Origin of the sequence: Lysinibacillus sp. NPDC093216, from assembly GCF_050280325.1 — a bacterium.
Taxonomy (GTDB): Bacteria; Bacillota; Bacilli; order Bacillales_A; family Planococcaceae; genus Lysinibacillus.
The window spans coordinates 107599-122998 of the sequence record NZ_JBNNVB010000002.1; the positions used below are offsets into that span (position 1 = coordinate 107599).

The 15400-nt window shown below is 42.1% G+C and carries 16 protein-coding genes and 2 riboswitches; of the genes, 15 read left to right on the forward strand and 1 reads right to left on the reverse strand.

Annotation, left to right across the window (positions count from 1 at the left end):
- Window position 1 precedes the first annotated feature (1 nt).
- Window positions 2-748 carry an energy-coupling factor ABC transporter permease gene (locus ACQKOG_RS02930; RefSeq protein WP_370081269.1) on the reverse strand — a complete coding sequence of 249 codons (747 nt, stop codon included), beginning with the start codon at window positions 746-748 and terminating at the stop codon, window positions 2-4.
- A gap of 139 nt (window positions 749-887) precedes the next feature.
- A riboswitch (cobalamin riboswitch) is annotated at window positions 888-1072 on the reverse strand.
- Window positions 1073-1301: 229 nt separating this feature from the next.
- Window positions 1302-1484: riboswitch (cobalamin riboswitch) on the forward strand.
- A gap of 138 nt (window positions 1485-1622) precedes the next feature.
- On the opposite strand from ACQKOG_RS02930, the gene ACQKOG_RS02935 reads away from it, so the two are divergent.
- From ACQKOG_RS02935 to ACQKOG_RS03005, 15 genes are read left to right on the forward strand one after another with little or no spacing between them, the layout of a single operon-like run.
- A complete protein-coding gene (locus ACQKOG_RS02935; RefSeq protein WP_370081267.1) occupies window positions 1623-1994 on the forward strand; it encodes a (2Fe-2S) ferredoxin domain-containing protein in 372 nt (123 codons plus the stop codon).
- A gap of 4 nt (window positions 1995-1998) precedes the next feature.
- The gene (gene cobJ, locus ACQKOG_RS02940) at window positions 1999-3669 is read left to right on the forward strand and encodes a precorrin-3B C(17)-methyltransferase (RefSeq protein ID WP_370081265.1); all 1671 of its coding nucleotides are present in this window, start codon (window positions 1999-2001) and stop codon (window positions 3667-3669) included.
- A gap of 14 nt (window positions 3670-3683) precedes the next feature.
- A complete protein-coding gene (locus ACQKOG_RS02945; protein WP_370081263.1) occupies window positions 3684-4607 on the forward strand; it encodes a sirohydrochlorin chelatase in 924 nt (307 codons plus the stop codon).
- Window positions 4604-5365, forward strand: coding sequence for a precorrin-6A reductase (gene cobK, locus ACQKOG_RS02950; protein WP_370081261.1), 762 nt, complete (start codon window positions 4604-4606; stop codon window positions 5363-5365). Before ACQKOG_RS02945 ends, cobK begins: the two co-directional genes overlap by 4 nt.
- A gap of 12 nt (window positions 5366-5377) precedes the next feature.
- On the forward strand, window positions 5378-6037 hold the full coding sequence (locus tag ACQKOG_RS02955) for a precorrin-8X methylmutase (RefSeq protein WP_053594968.1): 660 nt from the start codon (window positions 5378-5380) through the stop codon (window positions 6035-6037).
- Between the two features lie 32 nt (window positions 6038-6069).
- Window positions 6070-7170 (forward strand): cobalt-precorrin-5B (C(1))-methyltransferase, encoded by a 1101-nt coding sequence (locus ACQKOG_RS02960; RefSeq protein ID WP_370081347.1) that lies wholly within the window; start codon window positions 6070-6072, stop codon window positions 7168-7170.
- Window positions 7127-8347, forward strand: coding sequence for a precorrin-6y C5,15-methyltransferase (decarboxylating) subunit CbiE (gene cbiE / locus ACQKOG_RS02965; protein ID WP_370081259.1), 1221 nt, complete (start codon window positions 7127-7129; stop codon window positions 8345-8347). Before ACQKOG_RS02960 ends, cbiE begins: the two co-directional genes overlap by 44 nt.
- On the forward strand, window positions 8340-9047 hold the full coding sequence (cobI, locus tag ACQKOG_RS02970; protein WP_370081257.1) for a precorrin-2 C(20)-methyltransferase: 708 nt from the start codon (window positions 8340-8342) through the stop codon (window positions 9045-9047). Before cbiE ends, cobI begins: the two co-directional genes overlap by 8 nt.
- Window positions 9047-9832, forward strand: a complete 786-nt coding sequence (cobM, locus tag ACQKOG_RS02975) for a precorrin-4 C(11)-methyltransferase (RefSeq protein WP_370081255.1) — start codon at window positions 9047-9049, stop codon at window positions 9830-9832. Before cobI ends, cobM begins: the two co-directional genes overlap by 1 nt.
- The gene (locus ACQKOG_RS02980) at window positions 9825-10946 is read left to right on the forward strand and encodes a cobalt-precorrin 5A hydrolase (RefSeq protein WP_370081253.1); all 1122 of its coding nucleotides are present in this window, start codon (window positions 9825-9827) and stop codon (window positions 10944-10946) included. Before cobM ends, ACQKOG_RS02980 begins: the two co-directional genes overlap by 8 nt.
- 11 nt (window positions 10947-10957) lie before the next feature.
- Window positions 10958-12325 (forward strand): cobyrinate a,c-diamide synthase, encoded by a 1368-nt coding sequence (locus ACQKOG_RS02985; RefSeq protein ID WP_370081251.1) that lies wholly within the window; start codon window positions 10958-10960, stop codon window positions 12323-12325.
- Window positions 12318-12956 carry a precorrin-2 dehydrogenase/sirohydrochlorin ferrochelatase family protein gene (locus ACQKOG_RS02990; RefSeq protein WP_370081250.1) on the forward strand — a complete coding sequence of 213 codons (639 nt, stop codon included), beginning with the start codon at window positions 12318-12320 and terminating at the stop codon, window positions 12954-12956. Before ACQKOG_RS02985 ends, ACQKOG_RS02990 begins: the two co-directional genes overlap by 8 nt.
- Complete coding sequence (cobA, locus tag ACQKOG_RS02995) at window positions 12953-13720, forward strand: uroporphyrinogen-III C-methyltransferase (protein WP_370081248.1); 768 nt, start codon at window positions 12953-12955, stop codon at window positions 13718-13720. The genes ACQKOG_RS02990 and cobA overlap by 4 nt, the downstream gene beginning before the upstream one ends.
- A 37-nt stretch (window positions 13721-13757) precedes the next feature.
- Window positions 13758-14318, forward strand: a complete 561-nt coding sequence (locus ACQKOG_RS03000) for a nitroreductase family protein (RefSeq protein WP_427444946.1) — start codon at window positions 13758-13760, stop codon at window positions 14316-14318.
- Window positions 14319-14332: 14 nt separating this feature from the next.
- Window positions 14333-14869, forward strand: coding sequence for a cob(I)yrinic acid a,c-diamide adenosyltransferase (locus tag ACQKOG_RS03005; protein ID WP_370081244.1), 537 nt, complete (start codon window positions 14333-14335; stop codon window positions 14867-14869).
- Window positions 14870-15400 lie beyond the last annotated feature (531 nt).

Here is a 15400-nt window from a genome sequence, read left to right on the forward strand (position 1 = left end):
TTTAGTGAGCCTCCTTTGCAGAGAACACACGTAGAGCTTTTAGTTCACTCACATTGTATTTTTTCAGAAAGTTCATAACGATCACTGTTAAAATTCCTTCACTAACAGCAAGAGGAATTTGTGTTAACGCAAAAATACCAGCAAATTTAGTGAATGAAGCCATAAAGCCTCCGACCTCAGAAGGGAAGGCAAGAGCTAATTGGACAGAAGTGACAATATATGTACCTAAGTCACCAAGCATTGCTGCTAAAAAGACAGCAATGGAAAAGGATAGTCCCAATTTTTGTGAGCCCTTAAATACATAGTAGGCGATAATAGGACCCATAATTGCCATAGAAAAAGTGTTTGCCCCTAATGTTGTAAGCCCACCATGCGCTAACAGTAAAGATTGGAATAATAATACGATTGTCCCGATAACACTCATCGCTAATGGTCCAAAAAGAACTGTTCCAAGTCCAACACCTGTAGGATGCGAGCAACTTCCTGTTACAGAAGGGATTTTTAAGGCAGAAAGTACAAAGGCAAAGGCACCCGAAAGCCCTAATATCATTTTTGTTTCAGGATTTTCATCAATGGTTTTACGAATAGAACGTAATCCTAAAATAATAAATGGAATCGAAATGACCCACCAAAAAATCGCCCATTCGATTGGCAAAAAGCCCTCCATTATATGCATCGCAAATGCACGATTTGGTACGAATAAAAATGCCAATAAAAAATAACTAAGCTTCCAACCTGAAAATTTCAAAAATCTCTCCTCCTTACATTAAAATTTTTAGAAAAAGTATGCGAAAAAAAGCACTTCTCCGATAGTGGAAAAGTGCATAGCTAAAAAAGCAAATAAAATTCTAATCTGCTAAGCCGCACACCCATCCTCGTAGGTTGAAACGATCACATATTTTTCGGCAGGTCTCCTGGCTTTAGTTCAACGTTTTATAGGCCTTCCCATCCTTTGGACAGTGACATTATCTATAAAACTCCCTAATACAGTGGCGGGACCGCGCCGGACTTAAACCGGCTTCCCTTTTAAGCGAAATGCTGAACATTTCACACCGAAAAAAAGATGAAGTTGTGAGATTTCACGACAAAGTGTAACACGAATTTCCATATATATGCTATCCCTTTTGTGAAAAAATTTTAAATTGGGTGTCTATGTCGAAAATTTAGATAAATAGAAAATGGATGTCGCATTTTTCTATGGAATTTTAAAAAAATTGTCACAAATTAAGAAAGAAATATTGAAATTTTAAAAAAATAAGCTATGATAGAAACAGTTTTCAATTACAAAAAAACCATATAATTCATATAAAACATCCATAAGTGCTTGAATATTCAAGATAATAGGGAAATCGGTGAAAGTCCGATACAGCCCCCGCTACTGTAATAGCTGATGAAATCGCGGATGCCACTAGTGAAAACTTAGGAAGGCGCGAAAGTAAAAGGAAGCTTAAGTCAGGAAACCTGCTTATGTGATGATGCAAGCAAACTTTTCGGAGGGAGAAGTTGAAGCGAAAGCGAGTACCAGTATATATTCGTTTTTATTTGGCTTCTACTAAACCTTTACTCTTCGTCTAGAGTAAAGGTTTTTCTTTTTCCTAAAAGCATATGAGGGGAGAACGACTATGACAACTTGGAATTTAGAGGGGATGAAAACACATCTTTTTATTTGCAATGGTAGTAGTTGTATGAAAAAAGATGCTGAGGACATTACACAGGCAATTCGTGATGAAATACAGTTACTGGAGCTTGATAAGGAGATACATACAACAAGGACCCGCTGTAATGGCAGGTGTAAGGATGCTTGTGTTGTCATTGCATATCCTCAGGGCAATTGGTACCGAGTGCCAACGAAGGAGCATGCGAGAGTACTTGTACAAGATTTAAATCATGAAGCGTTACATAATGAGCATGTTTTTACATTGCGTGAAGGTTCGTTGCAGCGTACAGCACAAACAACAGCCATTAAAGGCATTGAAAAGGTGAAAGAGGGGTAACAAAATGGCTCAAAAAGGTAAGATTTTCGTAGTTGGCTTTGGCCCTGGAGACTTTAAACATATTACGACTCGTGCTGTGGAGGCACTACAACAAAGTCATATGATTATAGGCTATAAAACTTATGTTGAACTGATTCAGGATTTAGTTAGTGCAAAGTCGATTATTAGTACTGGTATGACAGAGGAAGTTTCACGTGCGCAAGAAGCGGTGCGTCAAGCAGAGGCTGGAAGTATCGTATCGGTCATTTCCAGTGGGGATGCCGGGGTTTATGGAATGGCAGGATTAGTGTATGAGGTATTAATCGAGCTAGGCTGGACAGAAGCAACTGGTATCGAGGTAGAAATTGTTCCAGGTATTTCAGCTATTAATTCATGTGCCAGTTTACTAGGTGCTCCCATTATGCATGACGCCTGTACCATTAGTTTAAGTGACCACTTAACACCTTGGAATTTAATTGCAAAACGAGTAGAAGCAGCAGCAATGGCGGATTTTGTTATTGCTCTTTATAACCCGAAAAGTGGACGTCGTACGAGACAAATTGTAGAGGCACAACGAATTTTATTGGAATATCGTTCGCCAGATACACCAGTTGGACTTGTGAAAAGCGCGTATCGTGACCGTCAGGAAATAACGATGACTACTTTAGCAGAAATGCTTGAACATGATATCGGCATGTTAACAACGGTTATTATCGGGAATTCAACAACATTCTTCTACGACAATAAAATGATTACGCCACGTGGTTATCAGCGTAAATATACACTTGGTGAGGAAAAACAACCGTTACGACCACATCAACGACTTAAAGAAGAAAATGAACCATGGGCGATGAATCAAGAAACAGGAGCAGCACGTAATGATTTTGCGACAGATCCTAATGCCAATCGTATTAAGCCCAGTTTAGCCATAACACCACAACAAAAGCCTAAAAAATCGTCACTTGAAATGGCGACAGCTGCTCTTACTATGGTAAAGGGAACAAGCGCGGTGAAAGTAACACCTAAGCGTGTTCAACAAAAAATCGAATCTATTTTTGAATTAGCGGTTAGTCCTGGGGTTGCCAATAAGTTCTTTAGTCCTCAACAAATGATGACGTTGGCTGAGGTAGTTGGTGAGGAAGGAACGATGGAGTATACACCAGACCATCAAATTCATTTGAAAGTTCCAACGTCCGAGCCTGAAGAGGTTACCGCAAAGCTTCGTGAAGTTGGCTTTTTACTAGCACCAATTGGTGACGTGCTATCGTTAAAGGCTTGTGACTTCTGTTATGGAGAAAAGTTCGATTCGATTCCATATGCGGAAGAAATTCAAGAAAAGCTTGGTGGTATGTCGTTACCGAAAACATTAAATATCGGCTTTAACGGCTGCGGTATGGCATGTTATCGAGCAGTATTTGATGATATTGGCATTGTTTATCGTAAAAGTAAATTTGATGTTTTTATTGGTGCCAAGCCGGTTGGTCGTACAGCACATGCGGCCCAGCCAGTTGTTGAGGGATTAGAGCCTGAACAGCTCATCCCACTTATTACCGATATTATCGAAGAATATAAAGCAAATGCACATCCAAATGAACGTTTGTTTAAATACTTCAAGCGTGTGAAAAAGATATTACATTTTACGTATCAGGATATGTCTTCAAAAATAAAAGTAGAGCCCGCTCCATGCGGCGACTAGTGAGGAGTAATAAGATGAAAGCAATTTTATTTGTCGGCCACGGGAGCCGTTTAGCTGCAGGAAATGATGAGGTACGCACGTTTATCGAGCAAATGACACCTCGTATTGATGATAGCTTTTTAGTAGAAACATGTTTTTTAGAGTTCGCTTCGCCGAACATTGAAGAAGGTATTACGAACTGTGTGAAGAAGGGTGCTACAGAGGTACACGTTATTCCGATTATCCTTCTTCATGCTGGACATTCAAAAATGCATATTCCAGCAGAAATCGAACATGCGCGTGAGCATTATCCGAATATAACGTTCACATATGGTCAAACAATCGGTATCCATGAAGAAATATTTGCGATTTTAGAAGATCGTTTAGCAGAAATCGGCTTTAATGCGGAAGAAGAACAGAAGGATACTGCCATTTTATTAATTGCACGAGGCGGTAGTGACCCATATGCAAATGGTGATTTTTATAAAATTACACGTTTGTTATGGGAAAAACTCCCGGTTCAGTATGTAGAAAGCGCGTTTATGGGCGTCACAGATCCGCGTGTTGAAGAAGGAATAGAGCGCTGTGTGAAGCTGGGTGCTAAAAAAGTCATTATGCTACCGTACTTTTTATTCACAGGTATCCTAATGGAACGAATGAATGGTATGTGTAAGCAATTTAACGAAAAATATCCTGAATGTGATATTCAAATTGCTAACTATTTTGGCTATCATGAGCGTTTACAAAATGTGCTATTAGAGCGTATTGAGCAAGCTGTGAATGGTACATCAACAGGTATGCAAGATTTAGAAAATTATCGTGCTTATGCGGCAGTGCATGGACATGCGCATCATCATCACCATCATGACCACGATCATGGACATGATCATGATCATCACGATCACCATGATCACGATCACGACCATCATCACCATCATGAAGAGGAGCCAGTGAAATGATTTTCATGTTAGCAGGGACGAGCGATGCTAGGAATCTAGCACTTGAAATCCAGTCAGCAGGTTATGCTGTGACAGCAACGGTCGTTACTGAATCAGCTGCTTCTAGCCTGGCAGAAGTAGGCCTTCCTTATTTAATCGGTCGTTTAACAGCGGATGAAATGGCGACGATTATTACGGAGCGAGGGTACCGTTTAGTTGTAGATGCCTCTCATCCATTTGCTGAAGAAGCTTCAAAAAATGCCATGGCGGCAGCTGAGCTAGCAAATGTTCCTTATATTCGCTATGAACGTGCTCATGAGCATTATGCCCATCCACTAATTACGGTAGTGAAAGATTATGAGGAGGCTGCCCATTTAGCAGCGGAAATACGTGGTGTCATTATGCTAACGACGGGCAGTAAAACGCTAGCAACCTTTACGAAGGTATTACATGGTTTAGAAAATACACGAGTGATTGCGCGTATGCTTCCTCGACTCGATAATATGGAAAAATGCGAAGCACTTGGTGTGGCACAAAGAGATATTGTTGCCATACAGGGCCCTTTTTCAAAGGAATTAAACGAAGCCCTCTTTCGTCAATATGATGTGACATTGATGATCACGAAAGAAAGCGGCAAGGTTGGCTCGGTGGATGAAAAGCTAGACGCTGCCCTTGCATGTGGCATTGAAACGATTTTAATTGCAAGACCAAATATAAAATACGGACAGCAATATTTTACATTTGAAGATGTATTACAAGCTGTACAAAACACACTTTAGGAGGCCATTCAGATGGATTTTAAAACAGATTTCAAACCTTTAACAGTAGACCCAGATAAAATTTACGATTACAGTTTTTCAATTATTGCAGAGGAAATGGGCGAGCATAACTTCTCAGAGGATGAGTGGAAAGTTGTTCGTCGTATCATTCACGCTTCTGCTGACTTTGAATTAGGACGTAGCGTTATTATTACACCAGGAGCACTTGAGGCCGGTATTAAATCAATCCTTGCTGGTCGCCATGTCATTGCAGATGTGCAAATGATCGAAAGTGGTTCAGGGAAAAAACGCTTCCAAAAGCATGGTGGCGATTTACACTGTTATATTGCTGATGAAGACGTATCGATTGAGGCGAAAAAACAAAACACAACACGTGCAATTATTTCTATGCAAAAGGCTACTAAATTACATGAAGGTGGCATCTATGCAATTGGGAATGCACCAACAGCATTACTTGAATTAATTCGTTTAATTAAAGAAGGCTTAGCGAAACCAGATTTAATTATCGGTATGCCCGTTGGTTTCGTGTCAGCTGCTGAATCGAAGGAAGAGCTGTTAAAACTAGAAGGTATTCCGTATATTACAAATGTTGGTCGTAAAGGCGGTAGTACAGTGACGGTTGCCGCATTGAATGCTGTCTCACTTTTAGCGGATGAACAGGCGAAAAAATAGTGGAGCGGAAGCCAAAAAAGGATCCCAAAGACATGCGTCACGGTTATACAACGGGATCCTGTGCAACTGCAGTAACGAAGGCCGCATTACTTGCCTTAATTACAAATGAAGAGCAAGAAACAAGTACTATTCATTTACCGATTGGGCGAGATGCGACCTTTACGATAGAAAAATGTACATTTCAGCAGGATGCTGTCAGCTGTGAAACGATTAAAGATGCTGGTGATGACCCAGACGCAACACATAAAGCACTCATTATCGGCACGGTGAGCTGGTCGGATATACCAGGTATTCATCTGGACGGTGGAATTGGTGTCGGGCGTGTAACAAAGCCCGGCTTACCAGTACCTGTCGGAGAAGCGGCCATCAATCCAGTACCACGGAAGATGATTCATAGTACTGTACAAGGCGTACTTGATGAATTTCAAATTAAACGAGGCGTTAACGTAGTTATTTCCGTCCCTAAAGGTGAGGAAATTGCTAAAAAAACGTTAAATGGGAGACTTGGTATTATTGGAGGCATCTCCATTTTAGGTACAAGGGGAACCGTCGTGCCTTTTTCGAGTTCCGCCTATATGGCCAGCATTGTCCAAGCGATTAGTGTTGCAAAAGAGGCTGGTTGTGAGCATCTAGTTGTGACGACTGGTGGCCGCAGTGAAAAGTATGGGATGGCACAGTACCCTCATTTGCCAGAGGAAGCGTTTATAGAAATGGGCGATTTTGTAGGCTTTACATTAAAGCATTGTAAACGACTTGGTATGAAGCAAGTATCGCTTGTTGGTATGATGGGGAAATTCTCGAAGGTGGCACAAGGTGTCATGATGGTGCACTCCAAAAGTGCTCCTATTGATTTTAACTTTTTAGCACAATTAGCAGTGGATATAGGTGCAGATGAAGAAACCGTTACAAACGTACGAGAGGCAAACACTGCTTCACAGGTCGGAGAAATTATGGCAGAAAAGGGCTATGATGCATTTTTCAACCACTTATGTGAAGCTTGCTGTTATTCTTCATTACATCATATTAAGGGCGGTTTAACGCTTTCCACATCGATCTATTCGATGCAGGGACAATTATTAGGAAGGGCTGATGACATTGCATCGATCGATGAAATTGATTGGGATCGGGGATAACGGACAAGAAAGCTTACTACCACAATATGTACAGTGGATTGAAGACTGTGAGGTACTTGTTGGTGGAGAGCGTGTTCTAGAATTTTTCCCGAATTTCACTGGTGAAAAAATGTTGATTAAAGGTGGTCTTTCAGCGCTTGTCGAAAGGTTATCTGCAGAAACAAGAAATACAGTTATTTTAGCGTCAGGTGATCCATTATTTTACGGAATCGGTGGTTATTTAGCGAAAAAGCTAGACATTGACGTTTATCCATATATGAGCTCTGTGCAGCTTGCTTTTTCAAAGATGGGGGAAAGCTGGCAGGATGCTTATGTTACAAGTATTCATGGGCGCTCCATGAAAGGCTTAGCACAACGAATTGATGGTAAAAAGAAAGTGGCATTGCTAACAGATGCAGAGAATAATCCGAATGAGTTGGCACGTTATTTAAAGCACTTTGGCATGACAGAGTACCGTGCATTTGTCGCAGAAAATTTACAGGGCACAAATGAAAAATTCGGTTGGTATTCGCTTGATGAATTAGAAATGGCTGATTTTTCTCCATTAAATGTTGTCATTTTACAGCAAACTTCAGAACCGAAACGCTATGCACTCGGTATCGATGATGAAGAATTCTCACAGCGTAAGCCAGACAAAGGGCTGATTACGAAAAAAGAAATTCGTGTCTTAAGTTTACAAGCGATGCAACTGCAAAAGGATAGCACTATTTGGGACGTTGGGACATGTACGGGTTCGATGGCGATTGAGGCAGGCAAGCTTGCGCCAGAAGGTCAAATATTTGCCGTGGAGAAAAACGCTCCAGATTTAGAAAATTGCCTGCAAAATCAGCAAAAGTTCCGTGTAGATATTACTGCTATTCATAGTAAAGCGCCAGCAGGACTTGAAAACTTCCCTGACCCGAATGCGATTTTTATCGGCGGCACGGGAGGAGAAATGGTGGAGTTATTACAATTGTGCTGTACACGCTTAAAGCCAAATGGTCGTATTGTCTTGAATGCTGCAACCATTGAAAATTTATATAAAGCAGTCGAAGCGTTTAAGTCTTGTGGCTTTGCTGTAGACATCTTGCAGGCACAGCTTGCGCGCAGTAAACCAATATTAGATATGACACGTTTTGTCCCATTAAATCCAATTTACATTATTTCTGCATATCGAAAGGAAGAAAATCATGAGTAATCTTGGTATTTTATATGGCTTGGGCGTAGGTCCTGGCGACCCAGAGTTAATTACAGTTAAGGCATTCCGTATCATTCAAGAATCGCCTGTTATTGCCTATCCGAAAAAACTAAAAGGCAGTAAAAGCTATGCACATCGTATCGTAGATGTCTACATTAACCCAGAAGAAAAGGACATGCTTGGCCTAGTATTTCCAATGACAAAAGATGAAGCTGTATTAGAACGCGAATGGACGAAATCAGTGGAACTTGTCTATGGAAAATTAAAAGAAGGTAAGGATGTCGCATTTGTTACAGAAGGTGACCCATTATTATATAGTACGTTCATCCATATGATGAAGCTTATGCAGGACATGCACCCGGACGTTGAAATTCAAACAGTTCCTGGTATTTCTTCGTTCAACGGTTCAGCATCACGACTTGGCATTGCGCTGGCAGATGGCGATGATCGTGTTGCCATTGTCCCTGCCCATGATAACTATGAGGCGATGCGTGAAGCGATTGAAAGTCACGATGCAGTGGTGTTCATAAAAGTAGCGAAGGTTATTGATTTAATGCTTGAGGTGCTTCGTGATTTAGATTTACTTGATAAGGCATCAGTCGTAACAAAGGTAACGTCAGACGAAGAGATTATTTGGGATGTACGCGAGCTAGACGGTGTCGATTTAGAATATTTAACGTTAATGGTGGTGCGTAAATAATGAAGAAAATATATATTGTCGGCGCTGGTCCTGGTGATCCAGATTTAATTACAGTGAAGGGTTTACATATGCTACAAACAGCGGACGTAGTAATGTATACAGATTCTTTAGTGAGTGAGGACCTTATTGCAAAGGCACGACCAGATGCAGAGGTTATTCGTACGGCAGGTATGCATTTAGAGGAAATGGTAGCGACTATGGTAGATCGTGTCAATGCGGGGAAAGTGGTAGCTCGTATGCATACAGGGGACCCTGCGATGTATGGAGCCATCATGGAGCAGGTGGCACTATTAAAAAAAGAAGGTATTGGTTACGAGGTTATTCCTGGTGTTAGCTCTGTCTTCGCTTCTGCAGCGGCAATTGGGGCAGAATTAACTATTCCTGACTTAACACAAACACTTATTTTAACGCGTGCCGAAGGACGTACTCCTGTACCAGAATTTGAAAAGCTACGTGATTTAGCAAGTCATCATTGTACAATTGCCTTATTCCTGAGCGCAACGTTAACAAAGAAAATAGTAAAAGAATTACAAAATGCTGGCTGGGCTGATGATACACCAGTAGCTGTTATTCAACGAGCTTCTTGGCCAGATCAAAAAATCGTACGTACAACATTAATTGAACTGGATGAAGCCATGCGTGTAAACGGTATTCGTAAGCATGCGATGATTTTAGCTGGCTGGGCATTAGATCCAGATATTCATGATAAAGATCAATATCGTTCGAAATTATATGATGCTACTTTTACACATGGCTTTAGAAAAGGCGTGAAGACTAGTGATTGAGTTACAAGAGGGCGTATTGCCAGAGGTTGACCAACGAAATCCTTATGCAGTTGTCGCCATTACAAAGCACGGTGTTCAAATTGGACGTCGCTTGCAGCAAACCTTTGCTGCGAGCGACTTATATTACATGAGTAAATTCGAGCAGGGTGATGAAGCAGAAAAGCATATTCAGATGTTTACAGGTACTGTGCGTTTACTGTTGCCTACTCTTTTTAAGCAATATAAAGGCTTAATTTTAATCATTTCACTCGGTGCAGTTGTACGCATGATAGCACCGATTTTAAAGGATAAAAAGACAGATCCAGGCGTTGTTGTCATTGACGATCGTGGTGAAAACGTAATTAGCGTGTTATCGGGACATTTAGGTGGCGCCAATGAACTGACACATGAAGTAGCTGCAGCACTTGGAGCAAATCCGATTATTACAACAGCCTCAGATGTGCAAAAGACCATTCCGGTTGATTTATTTGGTGCACGTTTTGGCTGGGTATGGGATAGCGCCGACAAACTAACACCTGTCAGTGCCTCTGTTGTCAACGAGGAGCACGTCGCAATCGTTCAGGAAACTGGGGAACGTGACTGGTGGATGCGTGATACAGCGATGCCAGAACAAATTAAAATGTATCCGTCAACATATGCTGCGATTGAAGCGAAACCACATGCTACTCTGCTGATTACTGACCGCATCATTGACCCGGAGGAAGAAGTACTTCTTGAAAATGGTGTCATTTATCGACCAAAATCGGTCGTGCTTGGCATGGGCTGTAATCGTGGAACAGCTGTGGAAGAAATTGAGCAAGTCATTGATGAAACTCTTGCAGAGCTGAAGCTTTCGAAAAAAAGTGTGAAAGCGCTATGCACGATTGATTTAAAGAAGGACGAGCAATGCCTACTAGAAATAACGAAGAAATACGATTGGGAGTTTGTAACATATTCACCGGCGGAATTAAATGAAATTGATTTCCCATCACCTTCGGAAACCGTATTTAAATATACAGGAGCATACGGGGTGAGTGAGCCTGCAGCGATGCGTTATGCGCAGGTCGAGTCGCTTGTGCTAGAAAAGAAAAAATCGGGCAATGCTACAATCTCAGTTGCTAGATTAACATTTTAAGGAGGAAGCCTATGCAAACGAATCGCTTTGTACTTGCTGGTACTGGTAGTGGAGTTGGTAAAACAACCTTTACCATTGGACTCATGAAAGCGTTACAAGAAAAGGGCAAAATTGTGCAAGGCTTTAAATGTGGTCCCGATTATATTGACCCTACCTATCATACTGCCGTAACAGGAAGGGTATCGCGCAATATTGATAGCTGGATGTTTTCACATGAAGCAGTGCGTGATATAGTCGCGCGCGCAAGCAAAGATGCTGATGTTTCCATTATTGAAGGAGTTATGGGCTTTTATGATGGCAAAAGTCCGCTATCGGATGCTGGCTCTGCAGCAGACAATAGTGTTGTCACAGAGAGTCCTGTTATTTTAATTGTCAATTGTGCAAGTATGGCACGAAGTGTAGCGGCAGTTGTGAAAGGTTTTCAATTGTTGTCGGATCAACCGAATATCGTTGGTGTCATTGCCAACCAAGTCGGAAGTGTCGGTCATTATGAGATTGCGAAGGCTGCTATTGAGCAGGAGTGTGGTATTCCTGTCATCGGCTATTTGAAGCGAGAGGAAGGGATTGATATTCCTAGTCGTCATTTAGGATTAGTCCCTGCCATCGAACGAGGAGAACTCGATACATTTTTTGATAAGCTAGGCGCTCTAATGGCTGACACCATTGATTTAGATCATTTGCTTGAATTAACAAAGGCTCCTGTTCTACAAGAATCAGGGCAACTATTTGCGGAACAACCATCTCAAAATATTTGCATCGCTGTAGCAAAGGATGCCGCGTTTAACTTTTATTATGAAGAGAATTTGAATTTACTGCGTGCAAAAGGAGCCGAGCTTCAATTTTTCTCTCCACTTGCGAATGAGCCTGTTCCGGCTACAGCAGACGGATTGTATATAGGTGGGGGCTTCCCTGAAGAATTTGCAGATATTTTGGCGGATAATTCAGATGCCAAAAAGTCTATTCGTGAAGCAATTGCCAAAGGTCTTCCAACATTAGCTGAGTGTGGTGGCTTTATGTATTTGACGGAGGCTATTACGAATAGCAATGGTGACCGTTATGACATGGTTGGTGTTATTCCGGGAGAAGTAGCAATGCAAACAAAACTAGCGGCTCTCGGCTACCGTGAAATTTTTGGCACACCAAATAATTTTTTAATTGGTACAGATGAAGAAGCTAAGGGACATGAATTCCACTATTCAAAATATAGCGGCTCACATAATACGCCGGCCTATGAAACGAAGGGGCGCTTTGGTAACAAGAAAGAGGGCTACCAAGCAGGGAATTTAGTAGCTGGCTATACGCATTTTCATTTCGTATCTAACCCAAAGCTTGTTGACAATTGGTTAACAGCTTGTAAGAAGGTGAAAAATCATGACTAATTATTTTCCTATTCATATCAATATTGAATATAAAACCGTAGTAATTGTTGGAGGAGGGCATGTAGCAACACAGAAGGTAGCTTCACTGCTTCCAGCTAAAGCTAATATTGTCGTTGTCAGTCCAACTCTAGATGAATCCTTACTGACTCTTGCTGAGTCAGGGCAAATTACGTGGCGTGAAAAAGAATTTGAAGCGCGTGATTTAGATGATGCATCGCTCATCATTGCAGCGACAAATGATACGTCAGTAAATGAGGCTGTCCAAGAAGCAGCTCAACATTGGCAGCTCATCAACCGTGCAGATGCACAGGCTGAAAGCGACTTTATAACGCCAGCAACAGTGCGCCGTGGTCCTTTAGTGTTAACAGTGTCAACGTCAGGTGCCAGTCCAGCACTAGCGCGTAAAATCAAAGCTGATCTCGAAGAGCAATTTGATGACGTTTATGATGACTATGTATGCTTCCTACAGCAGGCACGTTTAATGATTGCTGCTAAGTTTGAAAAAGGCTCACAAAGACGTACCGCTTTACAAGCATTACTTGAACCAAACCTACTAGAATGGACACGTAGTGGAGAGATTGATAGACGTGAAGCATTTTTACAACAAATACTGATGGGAGAAGCGCGATGAAAGACGGAACAGTGTATTTAGTTGGAGCTGGACCAGGAGATCCAAAGCTCATTACAGTATACGGGCTCGAATGTATTCAAAAGGCTGATGTCATTGCATATGACCGTCTTGTGAACCCGAAATTACTAGAGTTTGCGAAAAAAGATGCTGAGCTTGTGTACTGTGGTAAATTACCTGGTAAGCATCACTTAATTCAAGATGAGATTCATACATTACTCGTCGAAAAAGCGCAGGAAGGCAAGGTTGTCACACGATTAAAAGGTGGCGATCCATTTGTTTTTGGTCGTGGTGCAGAAGAAGCGGAAATTTTAAAAAGTCATGGTATTGCTTATGAAATTGTGCCAGGTATTACAGCTGGAATTGCTGCCCCAGCGTATGCCGGCATCCCTGTAACACACCGTGATTTTGCAACAAGCTTTGCGCTTGTAACAGGGCATGGTCGTGAGGAAAAAGGACAGGACTTTTTAAATTGGCCAGCACTTGCAACAGGCATCGATACAGTCGCCTTTTATATGAGTGTTGGTAATATTGCTTATATTTCTAGAAAGCTCATCGAAAATGGTCGCAAAGCAACTACTCCAGTGGCCGTTATTGAGTGGGGAACAACAGAGCAACAGCGTACCATTACAGGACAGCTTGATGAAATTGCAAGCATTATTGAACGAGAAGGCTATCATAATCCTTCCATGATCGTCGTTGGCGAAGTCGTCAATGTACGTGACAAAATTCAATGGTTTGAAGAACAGGGACTAGGCCTTACATAAAGACAAAAGTTATTTGAGCATAGGGAGGAAACACATCATGACAGTAATCGAGGCTTTAAAAAATCGTCGAGCGATTCGCAATTACACGACACAGCCTGTTGAAAAAGAAAAAATCGAGCAAATTTTACAAGCAGCAACTTATGCTCCAAATGACCGTATGCGCGAACCTTGGCATTTTTATGTTATTCAAGGCGATGCGATGAAACGCTACGAGGAAATGGCAAATGCTTATTTGCAAGAGCGATTCCCAACAAAACCAAATTTAGTGGAAAGCTCGTTAAAAGTTGTTCAAACAACGCCTGTGGCCATTGTTGTGACAGCAGATATAGTAGAAGACGATGCTGATGCGACAGCAGATAATGTCTTTGCTGTATGTAGCGCTATTATGTCTATGTGGCTTACCGCAGAGGAGCAAGGACTTGGCTTCGTATGGCGTACACGTGGTGTAGGGCTTGTTCATGACCCGCGTATGCACGCATTCATTGGCGCAAGTGAATCACAAAAAGTAGTAGGAACGATCTTTATTGGCTACCCAGAAGAGCAGGTGCTTAAAGACAAGAAACGTACCTCATTTGAAGAAAAAACAACATGGCTTTAAGGGAGGCTTAAAGAATGGCTAGAAAAGGCTTGCTTTTAGTTTATACAGGTGAAGGGAAGGGCAAAACAACAGCTTCTCTTGGTGTCACATTACGCGCAGTAGGTCGAGGCCTAAAGGTGCGTTACATGCAATTTATTAAATCACCAGAGCGTACATACGGTGAGCAAATTGCTCTTCGGAAGCTTGGCGTAGAAATGGAGCAAATGGGAATCGGCTTCACTTGGACAAAAACACCCGAGGAGCATCGCGCTGCGTTAGCAAAGGCATGGAAAAAAACAAAGGCCGCTCTGCAAGACGACAGTATTGATGTACTCGTATTAGACGAGCTCAACAATGCGCTTGCTATTACAAAATTCCCAATCGATGATGTGCTCCCATTAGCCGAAGTCATTGAAGCTATTCAACAGCGCCCATCTACAATGCATTTAGTTGTAACAGGCCGTAGCGCCAATCCAGCGCTAATTGCAATGGCTGATTTAGTATCAACCATCGATGCGACAAAGCATTATTATGACGAAGGCATTCCAGCTGTTAAAGGTCTTGAATTCTAATTAGATCCTCTTGCAGCGGTGGGTACTCGCAGAACGGGGTAGAATCCCGGGAAGCAAGCTGAACCCCGTGTATCAAGTTGAACTTCGCACGTTTGTGAGAATACTCGCGCTCTGAGGGGAAATACTCGCGGAATGAAGCAGAATACTCGCGCTTTGGGGAGGAATACTCGCGGAACGAAGCAGAATGCCCCCGCTCTGGAGGGAATGCCCGCGGAACGGGGTAGAATCCCGGGAAGCAAGCTGAACCCCATGTATCAAGTTGAACTTCGCACGTTTGTGAGAATACTCGCGCTTTGAGGGGAAATACTCGCGGAATGAAGCAGAATACTCGCGCTCTGAGGGGAAATACTCGCGGAACGAAGCAGAATACCCCGCTCTGAAGGGAATGCCCGCGGAAAGGGGTAGAATCCCGGGAAGCAAGCTGAACCCCGTGTATCAAGTCGAACTTCGCACGTTTGTGAGAATACTCGCGCTCTGAGGGGAAATACTCGCGGAATGAAGCAGAATACTCGCGCTCTGAGGGGAAATACT